The organism is Metabacillus indicus LMG 22858, assembly GCF_000708755.2.
GTDB classification, from domain to species: Bacteria; Bacillota; Bacilli; order Bacillales; family Bacillaceae; genus Bacillus_P; species Bacillus_P indicus.
Genome location: NZ_JGVU02000002.1, coordinates 960,510 through 987,055 on the forward strand (window position 1 = coordinate 960,510; position 26,546 = coordinate 987,055).

A 26,546-nucleotide genomic window follows, 5' to 3' on the forward strand; every position below is an offset into this window, starting at 1 on the left:
ATTCCCCTTTAGTCGATTAAATTTTCAAGGCCGTACACAAGAAGATCCAGCTTCATCACCTGTTCGACGCACAGTTTAACACCCGACATAAACGATGCCCGGTTAAATGAATCGTGGCGGATGGAAAGAGTCTGCCCATCTCCCCCGAACAGAACTTCCTGATGGGCAACAAGCCCCGGAAGCCGGATGCTGTGAACGTGAATTCCTTTATAGTTGGCACCGCGGGCTCCTTCTAATGTCTCTTTCTCATCCGGATGTCCCTGTTCTTTCTCTTCTCTGACAGCAGAAATCATTTCCGCCGTTTTAAAACCAGTCCCGGAAGGTGCATCCAGCTTCTGATCGTGGTGCATCTCAAGAATTTCTACATCCGTAAAATACTTGGCGGCCATTTGTGAAAATTTCATCATTAAGATGGCACCAACTGCAAAGTTAGGGGCAATAATGGCGCCAATGCCTTTTTCTTCTGTCAGCTCCTCGAGTTCTTTCAGGTCAGCATCCGAAAAACCGGTTGTGCCTACTACAGGCCTTACACCATATTCAAGAGCTTTCTTCGTATGAATCTTCCCGATTTCAGGTGTCGTTAAATCAATAAGCACATCAGGCTTTGTTTCCTGGAAGCATGCTTCTATATCCGTATAAATCGGTGCTTCGCTTTTGAAATCACCGGCTTCTTTCAGCGTTTGGCCTCCGAATTTATGATCGACCGCCCCTACGAGAGTAAAGTGCGGCGTTTCTTCTGCAAGCTTAACCGCCTCTCTTCCCATTCTTCCTCTTGGCCCTGCAATAACAACTTTAATCTGTTCCATAGCGGTTTCTCCTTACGACTCTTTTTTTGTCCAGCGGTCTTTATCTCTTGTTGTGAATTTCTTCATGACAAGATTATGCGCTTCTTCTAGATCGATTTGCAGAGAATTGGCAAGGCAGATCAGCACAAACAGAATATCTCCTGCTTCCTCTTCGATCTTCTTTTCTTTTTCTGTATCCTTTTTTGGCTTTTCGCCGTATGTATGGTTTATTTCCCTTGCAAGCTCTCCCATTTCTTCGGTCAGCCTTGCCATCATCGCGAGCGGGCTGAAATATCCCTCTTTAAACTGGCCGATGTACTCATCTACTTCTCTTTGAAGGTCTTTCATTGTCTTTTGGCTCATAAGATCACCTCTTTATTCTTCTTCATGTTAGCGGGTTCAGGACATTTTGACAAATTTTCCGGCTTGCAAAAAAGGCGTGATTGCACCTTTTGTTTCCATCATCTATACTATTATCGCAAAGAACATAGAAAAGAGGATGATCGACATCATGTTTCTTCAATTGAAAATACGGAATATTTTCTTTATTTTACTCGGTTCAGCGATTTTTGCATTCGGACTAGTTCATTTTAACATGCAGAACAATCTCGCTGAAGGCGGATTTACCGGAATAACCCTTCTTTTATACTTTCTTTTTAACATTGACCCCTCAATATCCAACCTGGTGCTGAACATCCCGATCTTTTTCATCGGATGGAAATTGCTCGGCAGGACGACCTTTCTCTATACAATTATCGGTACGGTTGCACTGTCTGTCTTCCTTTGGCTTTTCCAGCGGTTTCAGATCTTCATGCCGCTTAAAGATGACTTGACCCTTGCAGCATTATTTGCAGGTGTTTTTATCGGAGTCGGCCTTGGGATCATTTTCAGATACGGCGGCACAACCGGCGGTGTTGATATTATTGCAAGACTGGTACATAAATACAAAGGCATCAGCATGGGGAAAACGATGTTCATCTTTGACTTTGTCGTCATTACGCTTTCCCTCATTACCTACTTATCCTATAAAGAAGCAATGTATACCCTTGTTGCAGTCTTTATTGGCGCAAGAGTGATCGACTTTATGCAGGAAGGTGCCTATGCAGCAAAAGGAGCGACAATCATCTCCGAGAAAAACGAAGAAATCGCAGAAAAGATTATGCAGGAGATGGACCGCGGCGTCACGACTCTAAAAGGCATGGGATCCTATACAAAAATGGACCGGAACATTCTTTACTGCGTTGTTGCAAAAAATGAAATCGTCCGCCTCAAAGCCGTCATCACATCCGTCGACCCCCACGCATTCGTGGCAGTCAGCGACGTCCATGACGTCTTAGGAGAAGGATTTACGCTCGATGCGGATAAGAATCCTATTCAACGCTAGAAAAGCGGAATCGACCGTTTAGCTCCGGGAGTCAGATAAGGAATCGGCGGTGAAGGCGCTTTTTGCCTTTGCCGACGGTTCCGTTCTGGCAGAGGAGTTGGGCGATGGAGCTGGACACCGCGAAAAGCGGAGCCGACCGTTTAGCCCTGACAGGCAGAAAAGAAATCACCCGAAAAGTCCGGGTTTGACTTTTTGGGGGATTTTGTTCTGACGGAAGGGCTGGGAGGCGGAGCTGGACACAAGAAAAGCGGAATCGCCCCGCCAACTTCAAATAAAACAAGTAAGTGGCCTCGTTCACGAGGCCACTTACTTGTTAAAGTCGCGTTCTCTATTCATCTTGTCTTTCTCGCCTTTATACTTTCTCCACCCTGTATAGGATAGCGCCATAAAGATAATGCTTCCGGTAGAAATCATGACCCACCATAAAGACGGATCCGCTTCATCTTCTTTTACCCGCTCAAATAAGTTCTGCAAGTCTTCCTCCATTAATGTCAGCTGATTGACTTGTGATTCTACAGGAATTTCTGCAAAAAATGAATCTTCCACCACAGACTTGTGAGCTTCAATTCTCTTAAGCTGCTCAGAATCAAGATCCATCAGCATGCTGGGATAAACCGTTTCATAAAGAGAGACAAATTCCTCCCAGTTCTGTTCAAAAGCCTGATTATTTCCGTCTTTCACACCATCTTTCACTTGTGTGAAGGCACTCATAACAGGCGCTTCCATTGAACTCCACAGCGGCTGATGCTCTGAAGCAGCTGCATCAACAACGAGCCTGAGGCGGATCAGGGCTCTTACTTTTTGATCAGGCGAGGCCGCTGTTTCCTGCAGCTTGTCGACAGCCGTCTGCTGAGAAGCTGAAATTGTACGGATTTCTGCAGCTGAAACGTCGTTATTTCCCTTTATGGATTTCTCGAATTCCCTGCCAAAATAATTGACGAGCTGAAGCGATTCTTCAAACCGGTTCTGTTTTGTCAGCTGAAGTGCTGTATCCGTCAGTTTATTTAGATCATCCCAGCTGCTGTCCATGTGCCCTGCACGATGATCAGCCAGTGAATAAAACGGCAGAGCAAGCGCCATGATCATAAAAACTGCCATTGCGGCTATTCGTTTTTTCATCCTTGTCCCTCCCACAGCTTCTACTTAAAACTATGAAAAAGTGGACAAGGATAGACCTTCTTTTTCAGATAAAAGAAAATCTATTTCAAGAGGTCCAGCTTATACGAATCTTTTCTGACCACAAAATAATAAGCAAGATAAATAGATAAAAGACTAAGCCAGAAAGTAAAATACCCGATCTCAGGCAAATAGTTCATCAATACACTGTACTTCGGCATTTGCCCAAACACATAATCAATGATTTCATTATGCAGTGTCCAAACAGCAGCTGCCGCAAGATGCCAGGCTTTGAACCTGTAAAACGGTGCATAAAGCAGCCCCTGAACGGCCATGCCAAGATGAGACAATATCAGCATATAGCCGACAGGGTCCAATACCCCTGTTTCATTCAAAACGAGCAAATTCATGACAACTGCCCATATGCCATATTTAAACAGCGTAATTATGGCAAGAGCTTCAATTAAAGGGAAATTCCTTTTAAAAAGAAAGCCGAGCATGACAATCGTAAAAAAAAGACTTGCCGTCGGGCTGTCAGGTACAAAAGGCAGGAAAATGGCCGGCGTTTCGTACAGCTGATATCTGTACCAGTAATACCCGTAGATGGTCCCAAATAAGTTGACCGTAAACATCAAAAAAAGAAAAGGCTGTCTTACAAGCAGATAGTGCATCCATCTCATAATGGTTTCAACTTCCTTTATATGTAGTTCACAACGCAGAAAAAAGCTGACATTTTGTCAGCTTTTTCTGATTATTTTGCAGTAACACTGGAGACAAACTCAGAAAGCACTTTCAATTCTTCATCTGTTCCCTTGAAGATGCCAGCAGGCATGCCGCCCTGGCCTTCAACTGCGATTTTGGCAACCTCTTCAGGACTTAAACCAGTATCAACCAGTGAAGGACCGGCTGCGCCGCCGGCTAAATTGTCGCCGTGACAGGAAACACATGTTTGTTCAGTGAAGATTTTGTAGCCTTCTGATTCTTTGTCAATTTCAGCTTCTGCTTTAATTTTCCCTTGTTCAGCAGCTGCTTCCCAGTCATGAGTTGCAACAGATTCCCACGTCAGGAAAATCGTTGCCGCTACGCCAAGAAGCATCATTCCTACTGCAACAGGGCGTTTTGAAGGCTTGCGCTCAGGCCCGCGGTCAATAAACGGCGCAAGAAGCAGTGCACCAAATGCAAGACCCGGCATGATAAATGCGCCAATTACTGTGTATGGTCCTGCAGCATATGTGTATTTGAGCAATTGGTATAAGAATAAGAAATACCAGTCAGGCAATGGAATATATCCAGTGTCCGTCGGATCTGCAACACGTTCAAGCGGCGACGGATGCGCCACAGTCAAACACAGGAACCCAATCAGGAACACAGCTCCAACCAGCCATTCTTTTAATAAGAAGTTCGGCCAGAACGCTTCCGTTTTACCCGGGAATTCTGAATAGTCTTTTGGAATATTCGGTTTTCTTTCAGCTGGAACACGAGAGTCTCCAACAAATTTCATCCCTTTTCCGCGATGCATGATTTCCCCTCCTTCTTTGGCAGTTCCGCATATAGATGCGGCTGATCATCATTTGAATTTTACAGAGGTCCGGATATACCCTGTTTGCGGATCATGATAAAGTGAGCCCCCATTAAACCAAACAGCGCTGCTGGAAGGAAGAACACATGAATCGCAAAGAAACGGGTCAGTGTCTGTGCACCGACGATTTCCGGATGGCCGGCAAGCAATGTTTTAACTTGAGTACCAATCAGCGGCGTTGCCTCAGCGATTTGAAGACCAACTTTTGTCGCAAATAGCGCTTTCATATCCCAAGGCAATAAATAGCCCGTAAATCCAAGACCAAGCATTACGAAGAAAATCAGTACGCCGACAACCCAGTTAAGTTCTCGCGGTTTCTTATACGCACCCTGGAAGAATACGCGGAGAGTATGTAGGAACATCATGACGATTACAAGACTTGCTCCCCAGTGATGCATGCCGCGGACGATTTGGCCGAAAGCGACTTCATTTTGAAGATAATAAACAGATTCCCATGCATTTTTAATGTCGGGAACATAATACATTGTCAGGAACATGCCTGATAATACCTGAATAACGGTTACAAAGAACGTCAGTCCGCCAAAGCAGTATACGAAAGCTGAAAAATGGTGTGCCGGATTTACATGCTCTGGCACTTCATGGTCAGCGATGTCTCTCCACATAGGCGTAATATCGAGCCGTTCATCAACCCAGTCATAAATTTTGTTTAACACTTATTACGCCTCCTTTCGCGGTTTAGCCGAACCAAGATACAGGAATCCATCCTTCACTTCACTTTTGTATACATCAAGCGGAGCAAGCGGCGGCGTACCAGGAACATTCGTGCCGTCTTTTTCATACAGTCCGTAGTGGCATGGACAGAAGAATTTGTTTGGATTCGATGGATCACTGTTCCAGTTAACTGTACATCCCAAGTGCTTGCAGACAGGAGAAAGCGCTATAATATCCCCATTGTCGTTTTTGTAGACCCATGCAGCCCTAGGCTCTTCCGATTTGTGCCAAGCATCAACCTGTTTAATTTTAAAGTTAAAACGGGTTGGTTCATTTGTAATTTCATCTACACTGACAACCTGGACAAGATCCTGTTCTTCGACCTTTCCGAGTACTGGATCTAGCGCAAAACGGACCATAGGCATAAGCATACCCGCAGCCATGAAACCGCCTACACCAGTAAGTGTATAGTTGAGAAATTGCCGTCTTGATACCCGATGTTTTTTCTCGCTCATCATTTTCCCCCCTCTATCTTAAGCTGAAGTCCGTCAGGACATACGATAAAACCATATAAAACTAGGACAATCTCATGATATATCAATCTTCCAGTAAGGTCAATATTATCCTTTTTTGGAACTTAATAAATATGTAAGGGTTTTTATTTCCCTCTCCAAAATTGTAAGAAAATGTTCATAATTTGGCTGACCTGATCCTCAACCATCTTTCTTTTCAGCGATTCATCCATATGCTCCAAAGGGACCGACGGGAGGTAAATGACTTTTCCATTTGCAAAATTCTCTTTTGTTTTCCAATAAGGATCACTTGTCATAAAAAAGATATGGCTGAAGCTCTTTTCAAGCTCACTGTACCATTGCTGCACCGTGTTTTCTGCATCTTCAGCTGCCTCTTTCAAATAAGAGACAGGAGGCATGAGGAAAACTCTTCCTTTAAGCTGCCTTTCAAGGTCTTCAGAAATCAGAAAAGCATATTCACCCTCTGCAGCAGCATGCTTCAGGCCTGTCCCGAAATCGGCCTGGATGAGGGGCACGACTGCCGTATCAACGTAATCTGCCGACTCCAGATAGGAAGTTGCGTCTCCGGCTGTCCATTTCATTCATTTCAGCTCCTTCAAGTTGTGATGCTTTTCATTATATAGGTTTTGCAGGAATCGGAAAAGAAGAATTGGCATCAATACGTATCTTAGTGACCTTTAATCTTCGGTCATGCTGCAAATAAATGAAGGATGCACGCTGTCAGTTAGGAGGCAGCTGGTTATTTTCTAGTAATCACACGTTTCTTGCAAGTAACAGATCTGCTTTTTCAAGTAAAAGAGGTATTTTTGCAAGTATTACCCCACGTGTGGCAAGTAAGGTACTCGGTGACGCCCACAATCCCCTTTTTATAGCGTTGAATGCTCAAAACCTCTTCAGCACATCAAAAAAAGCGCCCCTGCATAAAATCAGGGACACCTTTCATTCGTTTCACTACTCTATTGAACAGCGCGCTTAACAAAACGCCTTTTCAGCATCCATCCGCTGAAGCCGGCTGCAAGCAGCAAGATTCCGATCAGCATGATGCTGTAGGACGCTGTAGCTGTTGCAGGAAGTCCTTTTCCTGCACCGGGAGCTGAAGTGCTGTCTGGTGAGCCGCTTCCGCCGGCAGCATCTCCTCCTTTAGCTGGGGGCGTGCCCTGTTCATCCTTATCATCAGGCTGAACGGCGCCGTCAGGGTTTTCGTTCTTTCCAGGAGGTTTTGGCTGACTGTTTTTTTCAGCCAGAATAAAGGTGCCTCCAGCTTCCCGTTCAGGAAGGTCTGCTGTCACTTTTCCGCCTGCAGAAACTTTGTATTCTATTCCGCTGTAAAGATCAATCACTTTCGTGTTCTTTTTAAACGGAACAGATATTGTCACTTTTTGGGCTGTTTCTGTTGTATTCAGTCCAACGGCAACAGATTGTTTGCCGTATGCTCTGGCAAATACGAGGTAGCCCTCATCGTTGCTGCCGCCGATTTTTACGCGGGTTCCTTTTGAGAAGACCTTTGAGTAGTCTTTACGGATGTTCAGCAGCTTCTGATAGTGTGTTAACAGGTCATTATTCTCCGTTTTGTCCCAGGCAAAATCGTACCGGTTTTCATTAAATTCGCCTTTGTCCATATCCCCGGCATGCTTTCCTGTCTGTCCAATTTCCTCCCCGTAATAAATGACCGGCTGTCCTTTTGCCGTAATCTGAAGGGAAGCAGCAATTTTCTGCTTGCTGATGTCACCGCCTGCATGAGTCAGGAGGAATCCATCCTCATCATGGCTGCTCAGGAATTGTCCCATAGTGGCAGAGCTTGTCATGTTTGCATTGCGTTCTTCGAGTCTTGCTTCTACTGCTTCTACATCACCGTTGATGAAATCTCTCGCATCGTATTTAAAGTTAAAATCAAGCAGAGAATCCATCTGGCCGCTGTCAAGATAACCACCGGTGTTGCCGATGCTGCCTCCGTAATATTCACCGATCAGTTTAAAATCAGGATTGATTTTCGTAAGTTCATTTTTAAACATTTTCCACGTTGTATCCTCGACATGTTTGACTGTATCTACACGGAAGTAGTCAATAGCGTTGCCTTTTTCCGTCCGGTGAGCAGCCCAGGCTGTCTGCCAGTCAATCATCTGTTTGCGGACAGCAGCGTCTTCCGTTATCAGATCCGGCAGGCCGGCAAGCTCGCCTTTAATGACGTCCGTTCCGCCGCTGCGGAGCATGCCGCCAAAACGGCTTCTGTCCTCATCTGTCGGATAATTAGAGATGCCCGTATTTCCTGCATCCGTCTCTTTTAAACCGTATCCTGTATGGTTAAGAACGACATCAACCATAATCTTGATGTTTTTTTCATGAGCTTTGTCCAGAAGTTCATTCAGATCATCCATAGAGCCCAGATGTTCATCAAGCTTTGAGAAATCCTTTGCCCAGTATCCATGATAGCCGTACTGATGCCCGTTCTTGTCATGGCGCAGGTCCCAGTCAATGTTGTCAACGACAGGAGTAATCCAGATCGTGTTGATGCCAAGGTCTTCAAGGTAATCAAGCTTTTGAGTGATACCTTTAAAATCACCGCCGTGATACGTTTCAAGATGGCTCGCGTCGTAGCCTTCCCCGTTTGGATCGTTGTTTGTTTTGTCTCCGTCATTAAAGCGATCTGTCAGCATAAAATAAATTCTTGCCTCATCCCAGTCAAAATCGCCTTTTCCTTTTGAAACACGCGGTTTAACTGTGATGGATGCAGTCTTAGTATGTTTATTCCCGTATTGGTCAACAGCTGTCACAGGAATTTGTTTTTCACCTGCCGTCACGGTATCTGCAACTGAGAGAGATGTTTCCATTAGCTGCGGATCGATTTTCAGCGCCTTTGGTCCGCCGAGTGCGGAAACGTCAGCTGACAGCTCGGTAAATTCAACCTCCTGATCTGTTTCAACATCAAGGCTCAGCACCGCATTTTGATTAGAGGTTACTGCCTTCGGAGAAACAGACAGTTTCATGGATACATCCGGCACGATGTAGTCTACAGATGATTTTTCATAGTACGGATCTCTTACTTCTGTTTCTGTCCCATTGACAGTGACCAAGTAACTGTAGTCATACGTTCCTTCACCAGGCAGGGCAACTGTATGGGAAAAGTACTCGTTTTTCTCATCATAGGCCATTTCGTATTCCTTGCCTGCAACTTTAAGGCTCACTTTCTCAACCGTGTCCATTGCATTATCCGCAAACAGCTCGGGATCTCTGTAAAAGAAGGTTGCTTTTCCTTCTGACAATACAGGACCTTTTACGGCCGGAACGGTATGAAAGTCACCTTTCCCGCTTTCAACAACTACCTTCGTGAGAGCTTGTCCCGCTTCTGCAGTGATGTATCTGTCCCCGTCATATGGATCTTTAACAGCCCAGTCCTGGCCTTTTCTGATGACAAAACCGACTGCCGTTGCATCTGAGCTGATCTCAAATTTCGAGACAGCACCTTGTTCTGTTATGTCAGAAAACAGCTTTTCTCCGTCCTGCAGTCCGGTCTGCCAGGTCCAGATGTTCCAGTCCGCGTAGTCTGCGTCCTCCCTGACATAAGTAAATTGAATAAATCTTTTAGCAGGTTCAATCATATTTGAGGTTGTAAATGAAAGAACAAAATCGTCCTGCAGATACGAACTAGTGGATTGTCCCTTAACAGCATCTTTCTTTACTGTCAGTGTGTAGGACTGTCCTTTTTTCAGCTGTTCTGCTTTAATGCTGAGCTGATTTCCTTCTGTCTTTAAAACAGCCGGAACATCCCCGCCGTCTTTTTCTGACAGCGTTACAGCATCCTGCTTTTCAACCGCCACGTTTTCATTGAATGTAACAATCAGCGGGGCTTCAGGCTTAAATTCAGCTTCCCCCTCAGCAGGCGTTGAAGACAGGACCTCCAGCTGAGAAGCTTCCACCACTCCCCCTATTGTGTAGCTGCTGCTGTATACTGCCTGGCTGTTTGGATTTCCTGATTCATTCCAAGTGCCGGCAAGAACATTCCCTTCGGCTTCGGGACTTACATCAAATGCACCATGCTCCGCCGGATTGTTTCCGCTTAAAACGGCAATGGCCCTGATCGAGTCATCATTTTTCAGACCAAGCTCGCTGAGCGGAATTTTTCCTTCAAAGCCTTTTGTGCGATCAGCTGCAAATTGTGCCCCTTTGCTGTTTTCCCAGGTTGAGAGCTTGGGAGCTGTCATATCCTCTGAGCTGTATAGAGCAGCTCCGGCAAGTTCATTGTCATTTTTTATTCTGACAGTAATGTGAAACTGCGGCTTAGCTTCTGTGCCTCCAAAGTGAAAAGGAGCTCCCCATGGATTGCCTTCTATTTTTGAATCTTCTTCATTCACATTCAGTGCAAGGTTTAAAAACATCCCGTCGCTTCCCCAATTCGGAACATTTTTTGCTTCAGTCCAAAAATAGAGATACCTGCTGTCGTTTGTTATATGCAGATCTCCAATCTGAAACCCCTCATATCCCGGTGTTTCAGATGATGCAAGCGGTTGCATATCAGACCAGTCTTCTCCGCTTCCATCAACCTTTATTGCAGCCGGTGCCGAAGCGGCAAATCCCTGCCACGTTCCAAGTACACTGCTCGCGAGAAGGACCAGTATGGCTACAGCCGCCGTCCATCTCCCCCATTTTTTTCTCATTCCATTTCCCCCTTTGGCATATAAAGAAATCGGCTGCACTCGAGACCAATGCCTGTCTATGTAAACGATTTCATCAACACCCTTATTTTGTCACGGTTCGACCGAAAAATCAATTGAAAATTCTGAAAAAAATAAGCTGAAAAGCCTAAAAAAAAGAAACCTCCTTTTCTGAAGGTTTCTTCTCAAAAGCTGCAGTTCCGGCAGCAGGCAAGCTTATCTGAGGCATTTCAATTTGTCTGTCAAATGGTTGAATGCTTCTTTATCCTGGCGGTCAAGGGCATCATCAATCATTTGAAGGAGTTTTTCTTTTTGGAACGTCTGAATGGATTCTTCAAGAATTCTCTCAGCTACTACACGGTCTTTTTCATTAATGTTGAGGTGCTTCGGCATAAACGGGTTTGCCTCAAGCACGGCTGCGTAATTCGGAGACTGATAAGATGAGCGGAAATTGAGCTGGATATACAGATCCTCGTCTTTATTTAATCGAATGTCATGGAACGATTTTTCGGCATCCGTTGTCATGACATTTTCTTTGTAAAAACGAAACGGCACTTCCTCTACACAGTGGGTCGACATGATAATTCCGCGGGGACAATACTGTGCCTGCTCGACAAAATGCACTTTTTCCATCAGAGTATCATGACTCATCAAATAATTCAGAATCCATACACATTCTCGTCTTTTCAGCTGATAATGATTTAAAAACCACCTGATAAAATCCTTCTTCTCAATGACAGTTACCGGGGCCATCATATGCATTTCCCTCCTCTGCTAACTGTAGATTCTTACTTTAAAAGTTCAACAGATCCCAGGTGAATTCCTTCCGGCCGAGTGTTAAAAATCATCTTCTAATTGCATCAAAATCTCTTCGATTTCGACATTCGCAGGGTCATGCGTTAAAGCCCTGCTGAACATCTCCCTTGCAGCTGTCCGGTTTCCGTCCTCAAGCAGATAATACCCGTACTCCATTAAAAAGTCTGGTTCTTCCTTGAAGAAATTATATGCTCGCTGGTAATGGTTTAATGCATCCGAATATTGTTCTGTTTCATGATAGGCGCGTGCAAGCTTCCGGTCATATTCAGGATCTTCTTCGCCGTACCTCATGACTTCTTTCAGACAGTCAATGACCTCTTCATAAAGCTGTTCCTGCATGTAGATATTCGTCAGGGTGATTGTCGCTTCCACATGACCCGGATCAATGGCAATCGCCTGCTGGAGCAAAGCTTTGGCTTCATCCGGCTGATTGTTTTTAAGCGCCGTTTTTCCGCCGTATACATACAGCTCTTTATTGTATTCATCTACTTTAAGTCCATCTTTTACAGCTTGGAGGCTTTCCCCGAGCATTCCTTCAGCCTCATAGGCCTTTGCAAGGAAAAGATAGAGGGATGTATATTCATGATCCAGATCTTTCAGCTTCAGAAACTGCTCAATCGCTGTCTTCGGATAATTCGCCTGAAGGGCGGTAAATCCGTAGCCAAACAGCGTGTGCAGATCAACCTGCTCATCTGCTGCTTTTTCGTAAAAAGGCAGAGCTTCTTCAAATTCGCCGCTTGCGCTGATCGATTCTGCCAATCTCTGATAAACGTTTACACCTGTGACCGTACTGTGTTCCTTAAGCACGTCTTTGAAAAAAGGAATGGCTTTATGGTAATGCCCCTGATGAAAATAAAGCTCTCCGAGTGCAAAATCGATAATCGGCTCATCAGGCACTAATTTTTTTGCTGCTTGAAGCTTTTGTTCGCTTACTTCGTTCAGACCCTGCATCTGGTAAAGATCTGCTGAGAGAATCAATGCCTGTACATAAGCAGGATCCGTCTCCGGAATGGTATTCAGGAGGTCGATTGCTTTTTCTTCCTGATCCATGTCGATATAGATTTCTGCAAGAAATACGGTTACTTCAGACTCTTCAGGATAGAGAAGATGCATATCTTCCATAATCGAAAGTGCCTGATCTGTATTCCCCCACTGATAATATTTTTCTGCAAGCAGAAATTTTTCTTCATCGTGCAGTTTGTTTTCGAGACCGGAAAGCTTAGCAAGCCCTTCCTGGACCTGTCCCGATTCAACCAGTTGAATTGCTTCGGATAATGTGTTGTTCACCTTTAACGCCCTTTCCATTCCAGTTACGGAACAGCCTGAGCAGCAAACCTGCCTGACATGGCCACGGTGCGCTCTTCTCCAAAACCCGGCTTTAAAAAAATCGTTTCACCGGCTTTTTGCAGCTGTCCTTTATGAACCGTAAATTTAGGAATATGACTATGATACCCGCTTGAGGACAAATCTTCAACTGAATTGAATGCATTTCCCTCATACAGGTTATAGTCAACTTCGCCGCCGATGCGGATATCTCCTTTATCAGGAAACAGGCCGATTTTCATCAGGAGGTTTTTATCTAGAATAGTATGCTCGGGCGGGCAGGCAGCACTTGCTGAGAAGCGGTGTTTTTTCATCAGGGCTTCGAACGTTTTTTGCTGTTTATCCTGCAAGGCACGATCCGGCCATTGCGGCAGAAACGTCATCGGGAAATGGTAAATGCTGCTGCGGATCCATCCCCACGGGAATCCTGCAAGATCATCCTCAGGATGAATCTCAAGGACAAGCAAAGGGATCTTCTGGCGTTTGCAGGCAATCAGCAGGGATGGAGTCAGTCTTTTGAGCGGAATGGCAGCACTGATGCAGTAATCAATTGGGGAATTAATCATCCTTTGTCTCTTTTTCCTGACTGCATCTGATAATTCACGTTCGTATTCTGCGCGGGCAACCGTAATAACGGCTGTACAACCGGATGCTATGAGCTTGTCCTTAAAAATGGGTTTGGCTTCTGAATAAGAACCGTTTATGGAGAAATCAAGCATAACGTGCCCGGGTGTCATCACATACGGAGAGGCGTCCATCTTCATATAGGCCATATTTTTAACTGAAGAATGGATATAATCCATTTTGTTGTTTCTTACGAGAATGGACGTTTTTTCAGCTGCTGCATGCTTAACAATAACTGCATCTTCAAGTATATAGGCCACTTTCCGCTTATCCCTCCCTTGTCGTCTTCTTAAGACAAGCTATGAGGAAAAAGAAGAAAATATGCCAACAAAAGCGGAAGCGCCTTGATTAGATCCGATAGGCAGATAAGAATCCGACGGAAAAGTCCGGGTTTGACTTTTTTGGCGGATTTGTTCTAACAGAGGATCTAGGCGCTGTAGCTGGACGTGGATAACTTTGTATATGATTTCCTTAGAGTTAAAAATGCCTGCGGAGATTCTCCGCAGGCTGGATGTGCATCAATCCACAGTTTTCCCTGTCAATGCACGTACATGCTCAAAGAAAGAAGGATAAGATACATCAATCGCCTCATGCCCTTCAAGACTCACTTCCCCGTCTGTTATCATGGCGGCGACTGCAAGCATCATGCCGATTCGGTGATCACCATGGCTTGAAACAGATGCTTTTTCAGCTGACAGCTTTTGTTTGCCGCGGATAATCATTCCGTCTTCCGTCGGAATAATCTCAGCTCCAAGCTTTCCAAGCTCCTGAACGACTGTATCAATCCGGTTCGTTTCTTTTACTTTCAGTTCACTCGCATCTTTAATAATGGTTTCGCCTTCTGCCTGTGTGGCAAGCAGGGCAATAATCGGGATTTCATCAATGAGCCTCGGGATCAAATCGCCTGAAATGACCGTTCCTTTTAATGAGGAGGCCGAGATTGTTAAATCCGCCACAGGCTCATGGGTGTTTGAACCTTTTTCTTCAATCGTTAAATCCGCACCCATTTTGTTTAAAACATCGATTATGCCTGTTCTCGTTGGATTGATTCCCACATTTTCAAGAGTGATCCTGCTGTTTGGAACGATCGCTCCTGCTGCAAGGAAAAACGCTGCAGATGAAATATCCCCCGGCACGTCCACTTTTGCCGCTTTTAATGTCTGTCCGCCTTTGATTTCAGCAGTCAGCCCCTCTTCCCGCACCTCTGCACCAAACGCCCGGAGCATCCGTTCTGTGTGGTCACGTGATTTATGCGGCTCTGTTACACTTGTCAATTCCTGATTCGCCTGAAGGCCTGCAAGCAGAATGGCTGATTTCACCTGTGCGCTGGCTACAGGAGACGTATACTTCAGCCCCTTAAGTTTGCCTCCGCGGATGGAAATCGGCGTGTAATTGCACTCCTCCCTGCCGTCAATGGAAGCGCCCATTTCTCTGAGCGGATTCGTCACCCGTGTCATGGGCCGTTTTGCAATAGATTCATCTCCAATGATGCAGGAATGGAAAGGCCGTCCTGCAAGAATGCCAAGCATTAGCCGGGTAGTTGTTCCGGAATTGCCCACATCCAGTATGCCTGAAGGCTCCTTAAGAGCATCCATTCCCTTTCCTTTTACTCTGACATGAGTCCCGTTTTGCTCAATTTCAACGCCCATTTGCCTGAAGCAGGCGATTGTAGACAGACAGTCCGCCCCTGCAAGGAAGTTGTCGATCACCGTTTCTCCTTCTGCCAGCGCGCCGAACATCACCGCTCTGTGTGAAATGGATTTATCTCCGGGAATAGCTATCGAGCCCTTGAGGCCTTCTGCTCTCTGCAGTTTTTTCTCGCTTTTCATACCAGCACCTCTTAACTGAAAAAAGTTTTGTAATCTGTATATTTTTCTATGCACTTCTGTGCCCGCTCACGGTCGATGTCCGTTTGAAAACTCAGTCTCAGGACACCGTAAATTTCCTCGCGTGTTTCGATGATCCGGATATTTGTAATGCTTATTTCCTCCATCGCAAGGTACCCGGTAATTTCAGAAATGACCCCCGGATAATCAGGGACATCGACATATAAATCATAAAAAGAAGGAATCGCGCCTTTTTCCCGCTCGAGAAGTCCGTCTCTGTAGTCCTTTGCATCTTTGAAATAAGAGAAGAGAGCATGACTGTCCAGATCTTCCACCATATGCTTCACCCGGCTCATTTCCCGTTCCCAGTCTGCAAACAGAGTGAGAAGCTTCTCCTTATTATGCAGGAGAATGTCTCTCCACATAGCGGGGCTGCTTGAAGCGATTCTCGTAATGTCCCTGAAGCCTCCTGCTGCAAGTCTTTTAATGACAGGATGAGTGTCTTCGAACCGGCCTGCCTGGTGAACAAGGCTTGCTGCAACGATATGGGGAAAGTGGCTGATCACTCCTGTTACCTCATCGTGGACCTCCGGTGTCATTTCAATAAAATGCGCATTCGTTCCTTTAAGAATATTTTTCAGTTTATTTAAGGAATCCTCACTAGTTGTTTTGGCGGGAGTCAGAATATAAAATGCATTCTCAAAAAGATGCGCTCTGGCAGCAGTGACACCTGATTTATGAGAGCCTGCCATCGGATGTCCGCCGATAAAATGGACATCCCCTTTAAAGGCTTCGGCTGCACAGGCGGTGATCTTCTGCTTGGTGCTTCCCACATCTGTGATGATGACGTCCTTTTTCAGCTCCATGCCGCTTAACGTATCTATCATCGAAAGAGTTTGCTCCACCGGTGCCGCAAGAATGATTAAATCCGCTGTTTCGATGCCTTCAAACTGGCTGCCGGCTGCCTCGTCTATCACGGTAAGTGTTTTGGCAATCTCAAGCTGGCTTTGATTTATATCATACCCGGTAATCCAGGCATCGGGAAATTCCTTTTTTACTGATAGCGCAATCGATCCTCCAATTAAACCGAGTCCGATCAGATGTATTTTTTTTATTGGCTGATCCATTGTTATCACCTACGGATTTTATGTATGAAGAAAGAGGTGACAGCATCACCTCTTTAGGTTAAGAAATCAATTCGGCAAGGATGCTGATGATTTCCGCGTTTTGTTCTTTTGTGCCGACAGTAATGCGGATAGAAGTCGGAAATCCGAGCGCTTTGCCGGAACGGACAATGTATCCTTTTTCAAGAAGGGCCTGAAACACTTCGTCTGAGTCTCTGTTAAAATCAATTAGAATGAAATTGCCCTCTGAATGAAAGTAGCTGAGTCCGTGCTCTTCGCTGAACCGGTAGAATTGCTCTAGTCCCTGTTTATTCTTTTCTCTGCACTGAAGAATAAATTCCTGGTCATCCAAAGCATGAAGAGCGGCTGCCTGTCCGAGGCGGTTTGTATTAAACGGCTCTCTTGCAGGCTCAATGCTTTTGATCAGCTCACTGTTTGCAGCACCATATCCGACGCGGAGGGCGGCCAGTCCGTACGCTTTTGAAAACGTGCGGAGAATCATGACATTTTTGTATTCTTTTATGAGCGGAAGTGTTTCCGGAAAATCCTCCGCTGTCACATATTCATAGTAGGCTTCATCAAGAATGACGAGCACGTGCTGCGGCACTTTTTCAAGAAAAGCCGAAAGAGACGGTTCATTGATATAGGTTCCCGTCGGATTATTCGGCGAGCACAGCCAGACAACCTTTGTTTCCGGGTCAATCGCCGCAAGCATCGCATCAAGATCATGGTATCCGTCCACAAGAGGAATTTCTCTTATCTCTGCTCCTTCAATCACCGCATTATGACGGTACTGAGGAAAAGTCGGCGTTGCCATCACGGTATTTGTCCCCGGTTTCAGGAACGCACGGCAAATGATCTGAACGATTTCATCTGAACCATTCCCGAAAATCAGCTCAGACTCGCTTACGTCAAGGAATGATGCCAGCTTTTCTCGCAGCATGGCGCTGTAGCCATCCGGATAGATGGCAAGCTGATTCAGTTCATTTTGGATGGCTGCCTTGGCAGCTTCTGAGCTGCCGTACGGATTTTCATTAGAGGCAAGCTTGACGATATGAGTCAGATTGTATTCTCTCTTAACTTCTTCAATGGGCTTGCCCGGCTGGTAGGGTTTTAGATTTGTAAGCTGATCTTTAATTTGCATAAGTAGACACCTCTTCTGTTTTGAACGCGAAGGAAGCCTTCGCATGCTGCTCTATGATCCGATTTCAACTTCAGCGGGCAATACAAAGGAAGCGGCTTTCTTTTGAAACTCTTCAAAAGCAGCAATCCGGGCATCCGGATCTTTGAGCTTTTGCGATAAACGTTCCACTTCTTCTATCAGGGCGCTGCCTACAACGACTCCGTCGCACGTTTTTGTCAGTTCTTCGACGTGCTGCCTTGTTGAAACGCCAAAGCCGACAAGGACAGGAACATCCGCTTCCTGTTTTACTTCTTCAAGGAAGTCAAAGATGCGCTTGTTGAATGATTTGCGCGAGCCCGTTACACCGAGTGATGAAACACAGTACAGGAAGCCTTCGGCACTTGAGACGATTTTCTTCAGGCGCCCGCTTGAAGTCGGGGCCACCATGGAAATGAACGTCACCCCATGCTGTCTGCATGAATCCCTCAAATCTCCGCTTTCTTCAAAAGGAAGGTCCGGAATCAGCAGTCCGTCGATTGTATTTTTCTCCGCTAAAGCAAAAAAGGATTCTTTTCCTAATTGTAACACAGGATTATAATACGTAAAAAGAATGATTGGAATAGTCAGACCATTTTTTCTCATTACCGGAACCAGTTCCATTGCTTTTACAATGTTCATTCCTTCTGCAAGAGATCTTTGCGATGCCCGCTGAATCACAGGTCCGTCTGCAAGCGGGTCTGAATAGGGAATGCCAAGCTCAATAGCCGAGGCGCCGGCTTTTTGAAGGGCAAGTGCAAGTCCGACGGTCGCCTCCCCGTTCGGATCACCCGCTGTGATAAACGGAACAAAAAGCTTCTTATTTTGTGAAAGCAGGTTCTGCAGGTGTGTCTTCATGCTTGCCGCCCCCTTCAAAAGAATCCATTAATGTGTGGACGTCCTTATCACCGCGTCCGGATAAACAAATCATCAGTGTTTCATCCTGTTTCATCTGTTTTGCAAGGTCAAACGCCTTTGCCAGAGCGTGTGCTGTTTCTATGGCAGGAAGAATCCCTTCCTCCTGAGCAAGGAACGTTAATGCTGATAAAGCTTCATCGTCTGTCACACTTTCATAGGAAACACGTCCTGTTAACGACAGATGGGCATGCTCAGGACCAATTCCCGGATAGTCAAGTCCGGCCGAGATGGAGTACGGCTCCGTAATCTGCCCGTGTTCATCCTGAAGGAGATACGTCAGCGAACCGTGGATGACTCCCTTCGTTCCTTTCGCAATCGTAGCTGCGTGAAGGTCAGTATCCGTCCCTTTGCCTGCTGCCTCGACACCTACAAGGTCAACTTCTTCATCAATAAAGGCAGCGAACATGCCAATCGCATTGCTTCCCCCTCCGACACATGCCACAACTTTGTCCGGAAGAGTATTCAGCCTGCTTTGAAGCTGCTCCTTTGCTTCGTCTCCTATAACTCTCTGAAACTCTCTGACCATTTGCGGATACGGATGTGGCCCTACAACGGATCCAATCATATAAAAATGGTCTTCGCAATGCTGCACCCAGTAGCGGATCGCTTCATTCGTGGCATCCTTCAGCGTTTTGTTCCCGCTGTGGACAGGAATGACCTCTGCGCCAAGCAGCTTCATCCGGAATACGTTCAGCTCCTGTCTGCTGACATCCTCCTGTCCCATGAATACTTTGCACTCGAGTCCAAACTTTGCCGCCACTGTTGCAGCCGCAACACCGTGCTGGCCTGCTCCTGTTTCAGCTATGATCTTCGTTTTGCCCATTTTTTTCGCAAGCAGCGCCTGGCCGATCGCGTTATTGATTTTATGGGCGCCTGTATGATTCAAATCCTCTCTTTTCAAGAAGATTTTTGCTCCGCCAAGCTTTTCCGACACGTTTTCTGCATAGGTCAAAGCGGTCGGGCGTCCGGAATATTCCGAAAGCAGGCGGCGGTATTCATTCATAAACCCGCTGTCTGCAATGGCTTCCTCAAATGCCTCCTGAAGTTCAGCCAGCGGCTGCATTAGCGTTTCAGGAACATATTTTCCGCCGAACTCTCCATATCTGCCAAACTCATCCGGAAATTGATACATGCTGATTCACCCTTTCTTGAAATCTTCTGAGTAATAGCTCGTCTTTTCTCTCATTCTGTTCAATGCCGCTCGAAAGATCGATTCCTCCAGGCATCATTGAAAGGAGGCTGTCAATGTTGTCAGGACCGATTCCGCCTGCAATAAACATCTTCCTGTTCATTTCTTCTGCTGCTTTTATATAGGCAGGGACACTAGACCAGTCAAAGCTCTCCCCAGTTCCGCCAAACGTCTCTTTTACTTTTGAATCTATGACAAACCCATCAGCGGATGTTTTATAGTCTCTCATAAGAGAGAGAGTATCCTCTTTATGGGGAAGGGCCTTCCAGACTTCCGCCCCGAACCTGCGCTTGATTTCGCCTGCTTGATCAGGGGTTTCGCTTCCGTGGAGCTGGATAACGTCAATCGGAAGTTCACTCAGAACGCTCTCGATTTCTTCGTTTGCTGGATTGACAAACACTGCTGCGAGCTTTTTCCCTCTCAGATCAACCTTTTGCAGCCACTCCTTTACTTCGCCCGCCTGAACCCGCCTCTTGCTTTTAGCAAAAATCAGGCCCAGATAGTCAGCGGATGAAGCCGCGGTCAGTGATAAATCATGAAGAGAGCGATTGCCGCAAATCTTAATGAGCGGCTTGTTCATTCTGTTTCACCGTAAAGCCTTTGAATGGCGGACGTCTGATTCTCTTCCCTCATCAGGGATTCTCCGACCAGAATCGCGTCAGCGCCCTTGCTTTTAACGGTTTCTACATCGCTGAATGTGAAAATACCGCTCTCGCTTACAAGAAGCGTCTCTTTAGGCACTGCCTCGCTTATTTTTTCAATTTGATGGATATCGGTTTGAAAAGTTGTAAGATCCCTGTTGTTGACTCCGAGAATCTTTGGAGTGAAGTGCGGCAGCAGTTTTTCAAGCACGGGCAGCGAATGCACTTCCACAAGGACGTCAAGATTCAGTTCACCCGCATGCACATAAAGCTCATGAAGCAATACCGGGTCAAGAGCTTCACCGATCAGGAGGACAGCATCTGCGCCAATATGGCTGGATTCAATGATCTGTTTATGATCAATGATAAAGTCCTTTCTCAAAACAGGAAGGCTGACGGCCTCTTTTATTTGAGAGATATAATCTCTATGCCCTTGAAAGAACGTTTCATCCGTCAGCACTGACAGGCAGTCTGCTCTTCCCGCTTCATATGCCTTAGCTATTTCAACAGGATGAAACGATTCTTTGATGACCCCTTTAGAGGGAGATGCCTTCTTTACTTCTGCTATTAGAGCCGGCTTTCTTTTTGATTGTTTGAGGGCACTGAAAAAAGACCGCTCTGAAACTTGCTTTCTTTCAGGTATATTCAGGGATTGAACTTCTTCCCTTTTTTTCTCAAGAATCTGATTAAGCATACTGTTCCTCCTTTTTGCGCTGAAGCCGTGCAAGCTGACGGTATGCCGTGCCATTTTCAATCGCCTGTTTAGCAGAGGCAACCCCTTCTTTCAGACTGTCTGCCTTTCCTGCAACATAAAGGGCAGCTCCGGCATTCAGTGCGACAATATCGGCTGCAGCCCCCTTTTTCCGGCCTTGGAAAACAGAAAGAATTAGTTCGGCGCTTTCAGACGGGCTTTCTACTTGAATGTCTTTTAATTCCCCTTTTTCAAGACCCATTTCCTCAGGTGTGATTTCATAGCGCGTGATGTTTCCGTTTTTCAGTTCTACCACATCCGTTATGCCAGTAATGCTGCATTCATCAAGACCGTCTCTTCCGGTCACAAGAAGAACGTGCTCGGAACCAAGCTCCCGGAGGGCATGAGCGATTTTTTCAGCATACTCCGCCGAAAAGACACCCATCACCTGACGTTTGGCATTTGCAGGGTTGGCAAGCGGACCAAGAAGGTTAAAGACCGTCCTGAATCCGATTTCCTTCCGGGGATTTACAGCATGCTTCATGGATGCATGATAAATCGGGGCGAATAAAAAGCTCATATCATAGTGATGAAGGGCTCTTTTCGCTTCTTCAGGTGAGGTTTGAATCATGATCCCGAGCTGTTCAAGCACATCTGCACTTCCGCTCTTTGACGAAACAGCGCGGTTCCCATGCTTTGCCACTTTTACGCCCATGGAGGATGCCAAAATGGCGGATGCAGTTGAAATGTTGAAGGTTGAGGCACCGTCTCCGCCTGTGCCGCACGTATCAATCACATCTTCTTTATACTCAATCCTTGTCATATGCTGCTTCATCGCTTTAGCAAACCCGACAAGTTCATCGACCGTTTCCCCGCGGAATCTGAGAATGGAAATAAAGCTTGCAATTTGACTCGGAGTTGCTTTTCCTTCCATGACCTGATTCATGGCACTCATCGCTTCCTGTTCAGACAGCGTGTGGCCTTCAATGCATTTGTTCAGCAAAGCTTTCATTCCCGTCACCCTCCTTCTGTCCGAACACTTTTTCAGCAAGCTCGATTGTTTTAATTAGCGCACTTGCTTTGTTTCTTGTTTCCTTCCACTCAAGCTCAGGCTTTGAGTCGGCAACAATACCGGCTCCTGCCTGCACATACGCTTTTCCGCCCTGTAGAGCAATTGTTCTGATTGTGATGCAGGAATCGATATTTCCATCAAATCCAATGTAGGCTATGCAGCCGGCGTATGCATTTCTCGCTGTCGGCTCGAGCTCCTGCAGAATCTGCATGGCACGAACCTTGGGAGCACCGGACACTGTGCCGGCGGGAAAAGAGGAAAGCAGGGCATCAATCGGATGTGTGCTGCTTTTCAGCTGGCCGGTGACTTTTGAAATCAGGTGCATCACATGTGAAAAGCGTCCAAGCTCCATTAGAACAGGCGTTTTAACGGATCCGTATTCGGCCACTCTTCCTATGTCATTTCTTGCAAGATCCACCAGCATGTAATGCTCTGCTTTTTCCTTTTCATCCTGACGCAGATCTTCTTCAAGGAGCAAATCTTCTTCCTCGGTTTTGCCGCGTTTTCTGGTCCCAGCAATCGGATGGATTTCCAGATATCCGTTCTGTACGTAGATCAGCCGTTCTGGAGAACTACCGATCAGCTCCGTGCCGTCAAACTTAATATAGAACATATAAGGGGAAGGGTTTACGACCCTGAGCATGCGGTAAAGATCAAATCCCCCTGCCGTTACAGGGATTTCAAACCGCTGAGAAAGAACTCCCTGAAAAATATCGCCTGAACGGATATATTCTTTGATTTTCTCAACAGCTTCAAGGAAATCTTCTTTTTCAAAATTCGAAGCCACTCCCTCAAAAGAAACGGCTGCCTGATCAGTCGGCGACAGCATCAGGTCATGAAAATCCCGCTTCTCGCCGAGCTTTGAGATCAGCTGGCTGATTTTCGCTTCTGCCATTCCGTAGACAGCGCGTATTCCCTCTTCCGATTCCTTGCCTGTAAGCCGTTCATATTGGATAAACGAAAGCTTCTTATCCTGATGATCATAGGCAATCATGGTCGAACAGACAAACAGAAGGCATTTTTTAAAGGATAGATCCTGATGTTTGTGCTGCGGAATCCGTTCGAACATCGTCACAGAATCATATCCGAGATATCCGACTGCTCCGCCGGCAAAAGGGATATCGAGATCCGGAACCTTCACTTTTAAATACGCGTCCATCCACTTGAAAATCTCTTTAAGCGAGGATGATTCATGCAGCGTCTGGCGCTGTTTAGAACGGACACAGTAACGATTCTTTTCTTCTTCAATAAATAAAAATGGATTTAATCCGATAAAGGAATAGCGTGACCAGGATGATTCCGCGTCTTTACTTTCAAGCAGATAGACCGCTTCATCTTCAAACACCTTAAAAAGCTGTATCGGCGTAAAGGTGTCAACTTGAAAGGATTTGATGACGGGGATGGTCCGAAACTGTCCGCTGTCCTCTTTAAATGAGGCAAAATCAGTATGAAACAATGTACTCACTCCTCCAGCAGTGTGGAGAATAAGTATTTAGGAGGTTATAGAAGGTTGCCCGGTAAACAGAAAAACCCAAAAACGAGGATGACCTGTTTTTGGGTAGACGTATGCCGCAGCGTAAATATAAAAATACCTCAGCTAAACTGACTCATTCTCGGCTACCCTAAACTAAACTCTTGCTAAATGTATCGTATCTCTTATCTTTTCCTAATCTCTAAACTCAGCTAACGCACTGGAACATATTAGAAGCTCTCTTCTAATTTCTATTCTTGTGAACTATGTTAATACAGCTTTTGAAAAGTGTCAACGAAAGAAGGCAAAGCGGTATGTTTTATTTACCTGTAAGGTCCGGCCTTAAAACCGTCGCTTTTCCCTGATAAACATGTTTGACTTCCTTTTGGCTAAGCGGTGTTTCAGCCGTCATCATGACCCTGATGCATTTCTCGAGGCTTCCTTCAACCGGAATCTCCTGCATGCACATAACCGGGACATATTCCCATCCGTCAAAATTCCGTAAAGCTTTGGCAGGAAAAACAGTGTTCAAATCCGCTGTTGTTGAAAACAGGACCGACGTCACATCTTCAGCTTTAACATGATTGGAATCAATCATCTCCAAAAGCACTGCTTCTGTTGCCTTTATAATTTCCTGCTCATTGTTTTGCTGAACGGTTGCAGCTCCTCTTATTCCCCGTATCATACAGTTCCCTCCTGTCTCCAGTTTTCCAGCAGGGATCTTAAACGTTCTTTTTCAAAGGCTTGCGTTCTGCATTCTCCAATGGACTGAAGAAGCACCATTGTGATGGTTCCCGAGCTGGCTTTTTTATCTTTCATCATTTTGCCGAGGAGCAGATCTGTATCCAGATGGCTTGGGACCTCTGTTGGAAATCCAAGCTCTCCAAACCACGATTTCATCTCTTCGTACGGAAGATCCGCGCCGAGAGTAAAATTGCTCAGCCATACAGCAAACAGCATGCCTGCTGCGACTGCGTCACCGTGGCTGATCTTCCCGTATCCTGCTCCTGATTCAATTGCATGACCGAGGGTATGCCCAAAATTCAAATGGGCCCTCACTCCTGATTCCTTTTCATCTTCTTTAACGACAGCAGCCTTTACAGAAATGCCTTGGAGGATCATCCGCTGAAGCATGGAATCATCGATTCTGCTCACATCACGTATCTCCTGTTTCAGCCATGTATATAATTCTTTATTTCCTATCAGTCCATGCTTTATTACTTCTGCAAAGCCTGACCGCAGTTCACTTTCCGGCAGGGATTCAAGGAAGTCAAGATCATAGATGACAGCTTCCGGCTGATAAAAGGCACCGATCATATTTTTCCCTTCCGGATGATTGACGGCCACTTTACCGCCAACTGCACTGTCATGGGCAAGCAGCGTTGTAGGAAGCTGGATAAAAGGTATGCCCCTCATATAGGTAGCAGCGACAAAACCGGCAAGATCGCCAATAACGCCTCCGCCGAATGCGAGAATGAGAGATTTCCTGTCAAGTCCTTGTTTAAGAGCAAACGTCTGAATGTCATAGTAGGTTTGAAATGACTTGCTTTCCTCTCCGCTTGGAACGGCATAAACATCTGACGGGAATGAGCTGACTGCCCGCATCAGCTTATCCCCGTATAGATTCTGAACAGCTGAATCGGCAATAACCAGAATTCTGCTTGGATTTAACCGCTCCAGCTGTTTCATTAGTTGTGTTTCAATCAAGCCTGCCCCGATAAGAACAGGGTAGGTACTTGCTGATGTTTCAACAACAAGCTGTTTCATTAGAATTCCCTCGCGTACTCGCGGATTTCCTGAATTTCTTTTTGCAGGGCGTCTATACGGTCTGAGCCGAATTGTTCAACAATGGCTGATGCAATTTCCCATGCGACAACAGCTTCAGCCACAACACTTGCAGCAGGAACTGCACAGCTGTCCGAACGTTCAATACTTGCAGAAAACGGCTCTTTTGTTTCTATATCAACACTTTGGAGAGGTTTGTAAAGGGTCGGAATAGGCTTCATGACTCCTCTGACAACAATCGGCATTCCTGTTGACATTCCGCCTTCAAATCCTCCGAGACGATTCGTTTTGCGGGAGTAGCCCTGCTCTTTTGACCAAGTAATTTCATCATGCACTTCGCTTCCGAATTTGCGTGCAGCATCAAAGCCAATTCCAAACTCAACGCCTTTGAAAGCATTGATGCTGACGATGGCAGCCGCGATTTTCGAATCAAGCTTGCGGTCATAATGGACGTAGCTGCCTACTCCTGCAGGCATCCCTTCAACAATCACTTCCACAATGCCTCCGATTGAGTCTCCGTTGCTCTTGGCATCATCGATTGCCTGCATCATTTTAACGGCAGCATCCTCATCCAGGCATCTTACTGGCGATTCCTCTGTTACACGCTGCAGTTCTTCGATTGAAGAGTATTCTGTCTTTTCTGCTTTTACAGATCCGATTTCCACAACATGTCCTGCCACTTTGATTCCAAGCTCTGCAAGCAGTCTTTTAGCCACTGCGCCTACAGCTACTCTGACCGTTGTTTCACGGGCTGAAGATCGCTCAAGCACATTGCGTATATCACGATGTCCATATTTAATGGCACCGTTCAAATCAGCATGACCAGGACGGGGGCGGCTGATCTGACGCTTGATTTCCTTTTCCTCGCCTTCTTCTAAAGGCTCGATCCCCATAATCTTAGTCCAATGCTTCCAATCATTATTTTCAACAACGAGTGCAATTGGAGAGCCAAGCGCTTTTCCGTGGCGGATTCCGCTTGTAATCTGAACCTCATCTTTCTCAATCTGCATTCTTCTTCCTCTGCCATGTCCTTTTTGTCTGCGTGCAAGATCGCGGTTGATGTCCTCGGCAGTAATTGCAAGACCTGCCGGCACTCCTTCCACAATTGCAGTTAACTGAGGACCATGTGATTCTCCTGCTGTTAAGTATCTCATCTAAAGCTCTCCCTTCATCGCACTAACGCTTTTAA

25 protein-coding genes are annotated in these 26,546 nt (G+C 45.9%); 1 reads left to right on the plus strand and 24 read right to left on the minus strand.

The window, feature by feature from the left end:
• Nucleotides 1-8 precede the first annotated feature (8 nt).
• Complete coding sequence (gene dapB / locus AZ46_RS08080) at nucleotides 9-806, minus strand: 4-hydroxy-tetrahydrodipicolinate reductase (protein WP_029280301.1); 798 nt, start codon at nucleotides 804-806, stop codon at nucleotides 9-11.
• Between the two features lie 12 nt (nucleotides 807-818).
• A complete protein-coding gene (locus AZ46_RS08085) occupies nucleotides 819-1,148 on the minus strand; it encodes a nucleotide pyrophosphohydrolase (RefSeq protein WP_029280299.1) in 330 nt (109 codons plus the stop codon).
• 148 nt (nucleotides 1,149-1,296) lie between these two features.
• Here AZ46_RS08085 and AZ46_RS08090 point away from each other — a divergent pair, with 148 nt between their 5' ends.
• Nucleotides 1,297-2,169 (plus strand): YitT family protein, encoded by an 873-nt coding sequence (locus tag AZ46_RS08090; protein WP_029280298.1) that lies wholly within the window; start codon nucleotides 1,297-1,299, stop codon nucleotides 2,167-2,169.
• A 306-nt stretch (nucleotides 2,170-2,475) separates the two neighbouring features.
• Here AZ46_RS08090 and ypjB read toward each other — a convergent pair whose 3' ends face one another.
• The 22 genes from ypjB to aroC form a co-directional block, all read right to left on the minus strand.
• Nucleotides 2,476-3,288, minus strand: a complete 813-nt coding sequence (ypjB, locus tag AZ46_RS08095; protein WP_029280296.1) for a sporulation protein YpjB — start codon at nucleotides 3,286-3,288, stop codon at nucleotides 2,476-2,478.
• A gap of 80 nt (nucleotides 3,289-3,368) precedes the next feature.
• Nucleotides 3,369-3,965, minus strand: a complete 597-nt coding sequence (lhaT, locus tag AZ46_RS08100; protein WP_029280294.1) for a lipoprotein heptaprenylglyceryl N-acetyltransferase LhaT — start codon at nucleotides 3,963-3,965, stop codon at nucleotides 3,369-3,371.
• 71 nt (nucleotides 3,966-4,036) lie between these two features.
• Nucleotides 4,037-4,804 carry a menaquinol-cytochrome c reductase cytochrome b/c subunit gene (locus AZ46_RS08105; protein WP_029280292.1) on the minus strand — a complete coding sequence of 256 codons (768 nt, stop codon included), beginning with the start codon at nucleotides 4,802-4,804 and terminating at the stop codon, nucleotides 4,037-4,039.
• A 59-nt stretch (nucleotides 4,805-4,863) separates the two neighbouring features.
• Nucleotides 4,864-5,538 (minus strand): menaquinol-cytochrome c reductase cytochrome b subunit, encoded by a 675-nt coding sequence (qcrB, locus tag AZ46_RS08110; protein ID WP_029280290.1) that lies wholly within the window; start codon nucleotides 5,536-5,538, stop codon nucleotides 4,864-4,866.
• 3 nt (nucleotides 5,539-5,541) lie between these two features.
• The gene (locus AZ46_RS08115; protein WP_029280287.1) at nucleotides 5,542-6,051 is read right to left on the minus strand and encodes a QcrA and Rieske domain-containing protein; all 510 of its coding nucleotides are present in this window, start codon (nucleotides 6,049-6,051) and stop codon (nucleotides 5,542-5,544) included.
• 143 nt (nucleotides 6,052-6,194) lie between these two features.
• Entirely contained in the window at nucleotides 6,195-6,650 is a 456-nt protein-coding gene (locus AZ46_RS08120) for a YpiF family protein (protein WP_029280286.1), read from the minus strand.
• A gap of 375 nt (nucleotides 6,651-7,025) precedes the next feature.
• Nucleotides 7,026-10,721: an alpha-amylase family glycosyl hydrolase gene (locus tag AZ46_RS08125; protein WP_081870160.1), complete on the minus strand. Its 3,696-nt coding sequence runs from the start codon at nucleotides 10,719-10,721 to the stop codon at nucleotides 7,026-7,028.
• Between the two features lie 213 nt (nucleotides 10,722-10,934).
• Complete coding sequence (locus AZ46_RS08130) at nucleotides 10,935-11,474, minus strand: ReoY family proteolytic degradation factor (protein ID WP_029280283.1); 540 nt, start codon at nucleotides 11,472-11,474, stop codon at nucleotides 10,935-10,937.
• Between the two features lie 81 nt (nucleotides 11,475-11,555).
• A complete protein-coding gene (locus AZ46_RS08135; protein ID WP_029280281.1) occupies nucleotides 11,556-12,821 on the minus strand; it encodes a tetratricopeptide repeat protein in 1,266 nt (421 codons plus the stop codon).
• A 23-nt stretch (nucleotides 12,822-12,844) separates the two neighbouring features.
• Nucleotides 12,845-13,741 carry a hypothetical protein gene (locus tag AZ46_RS08140; RefSeq protein WP_029280279.1) on the minus strand — a complete coding sequence of 299 codons (897 nt, stop codon included), beginning with the start codon at nucleotides 13,739-13,741 and terminating at the stop codon, nucleotides 12,845-12,847.
• A gap of 258 nt (nucleotides 13,742-13,999) precedes the next feature.
• Nucleotides 14,000-15,310: a 3-phosphoshikimate 1-carboxyvinyltransferase gene (aroA, locus tag AZ46_RS08145; RefSeq protein ID WP_051865368.1), complete on the minus strand. Its 1,311-nt coding sequence runs from the start codon at nucleotides 15,308-15,310 to the stop codon at nucleotides 14,000-14,002.
• An 11-nt stretch (nucleotides 15,311-15,321) separates the two neighbouring features.
• A complete protein-coding gene (locus tag AZ46_RS08150; RefSeq protein ID WP_029280275.1) occupies nucleotides 15,322-16,434 on the minus strand; it encodes a prephenate dehydrogenase in 1,113 nt (370 codons plus the stop codon).
• A gap of 58 nt (nucleotides 16,435-16,492) precedes the next feature.
• Nucleotides 16,493-17,575 (minus strand): histidinol-phosphate transaminase, encoded by a 1,083-nt coding sequence (gene hisC, locus AZ46_RS08155; protein ID WP_029280274.1) that lies wholly within the window; start codon nucleotides 17,573-17,575, stop codon nucleotides 16,493-16,495.
• 51 nt (nucleotides 17,576-17,626) lie between these two features.
• Nucleotides 17,627-18,448: a tryptophan synthase subunit alpha gene (trpA, locus tag AZ46_RS08160; RefSeq protein ID WP_029280272.1), complete on the minus strand. Its 822-nt coding sequence runs from the start codon at nucleotides 18,446-18,448 to the stop codon at nucleotides 17,627-17,629.
• Complete coding sequence (trpB, locus tag AZ46_RS08165; protein WP_029280270.1) at nucleotides 18,411-19,640, minus strand: tryptophan synthase subunit beta; 1,230 nt, start codon at nucleotides 19,638-19,640, stop codon at nucleotides 18,411-18,413. Before trpB ends, trpA begins: the two co-directional genes overlap by 38 nt.
• The gene (locus AZ46_RS08170) at nucleotides 19,621-20,277 is read right to left on the minus strand and encodes a phosphoribosylanthranilate isomerase (RefSeq protein WP_029280268.1); all 657 of its coding nucleotides are present in this window, start codon (nucleotides 20,275-20,277) and stop codon (nucleotides 19,621-19,623) included. Before AZ46_RS08170 ends, trpB begins: the two co-directional genes overlap by 20 nt.
• Nucleotides 20,274-21,032 carry an indole-3-glycerol phosphate synthase TrpC gene (gene trpC / locus AZ46_RS08175; RefSeq protein ID WP_029280266.1) on the minus strand — a complete coding sequence of 253 codons (759 nt, stop codon included), beginning with the start codon at nucleotides 21,030-21,032 and terminating at the stop codon, nucleotides 20,274-20,276. The genes AZ46_RS08170 and trpC overlap by 4 nt, the downstream gene beginning before the upstream one ends.
• On the minus strand, nucleotides 21,025-22,041 hold the full coding sequence (gene trpD / locus AZ46_RS08180) for an anthranilate phosphoribosyltransferase (protein WP_029280264.1): 1,017 nt from the start codon (nucleotides 22,039-22,041) through the stop codon (nucleotides 21,025-21,027). The genes trpC and trpD overlap by 8 nt, the downstream gene beginning before the upstream one ends.
• The gene (gene trpE, locus AZ46_RS08185; protein ID WP_029280262.1) at nucleotides 22,013-23,557 is read right to left on the minus strand and encodes an anthranilate synthase component I; all 1,545 of its coding nucleotides are present in this window, start codon (nucleotides 23,555-23,557) and stop codon (nucleotides 22,013-22,015) included. The genes trpD and trpE overlap by 29 nt, the downstream gene beginning before the upstream one ends.
• A 334-nt stretch (nucleotides 23,558-23,891) precedes the next feature.
• On the minus strand, nucleotides 23,892-24,257 hold the full coding sequence (gene aroH, locus AZ46_RS08190) for a chorismate mutase (protein WP_029280260.1): 366 nt from the start codon (nucleotides 24,255-24,257) through the stop codon (nucleotides 23,892-23,894).
• Nucleotides 24,254-25,339 (minus strand): 3-dehydroquinate synthase, encoded by a 1,086-nt coding sequence (aroB, locus tag AZ46_RS08195; RefSeq protein ID WP_029280258.1) that lies wholly within the window; start codon nucleotides 25,337-25,339, stop codon nucleotides 24,254-24,256. Before aroB ends, aroH begins: the two co-directional genes overlap by 4 nt.
• Entirely contained in the window at nucleotides 25,339-26,511 is a 1,173-nt protein-coding gene (gene aroC, locus AZ46_RS08200) for a chorismate synthase (protein WP_029280257.1), read from the minus strand. Before aroC ends, aroB begins: the two co-directional genes overlap by 1 nt.
• Between the last annotated feature and the right edge of the window lie 35 nt (nucleotides 26,512-26,546).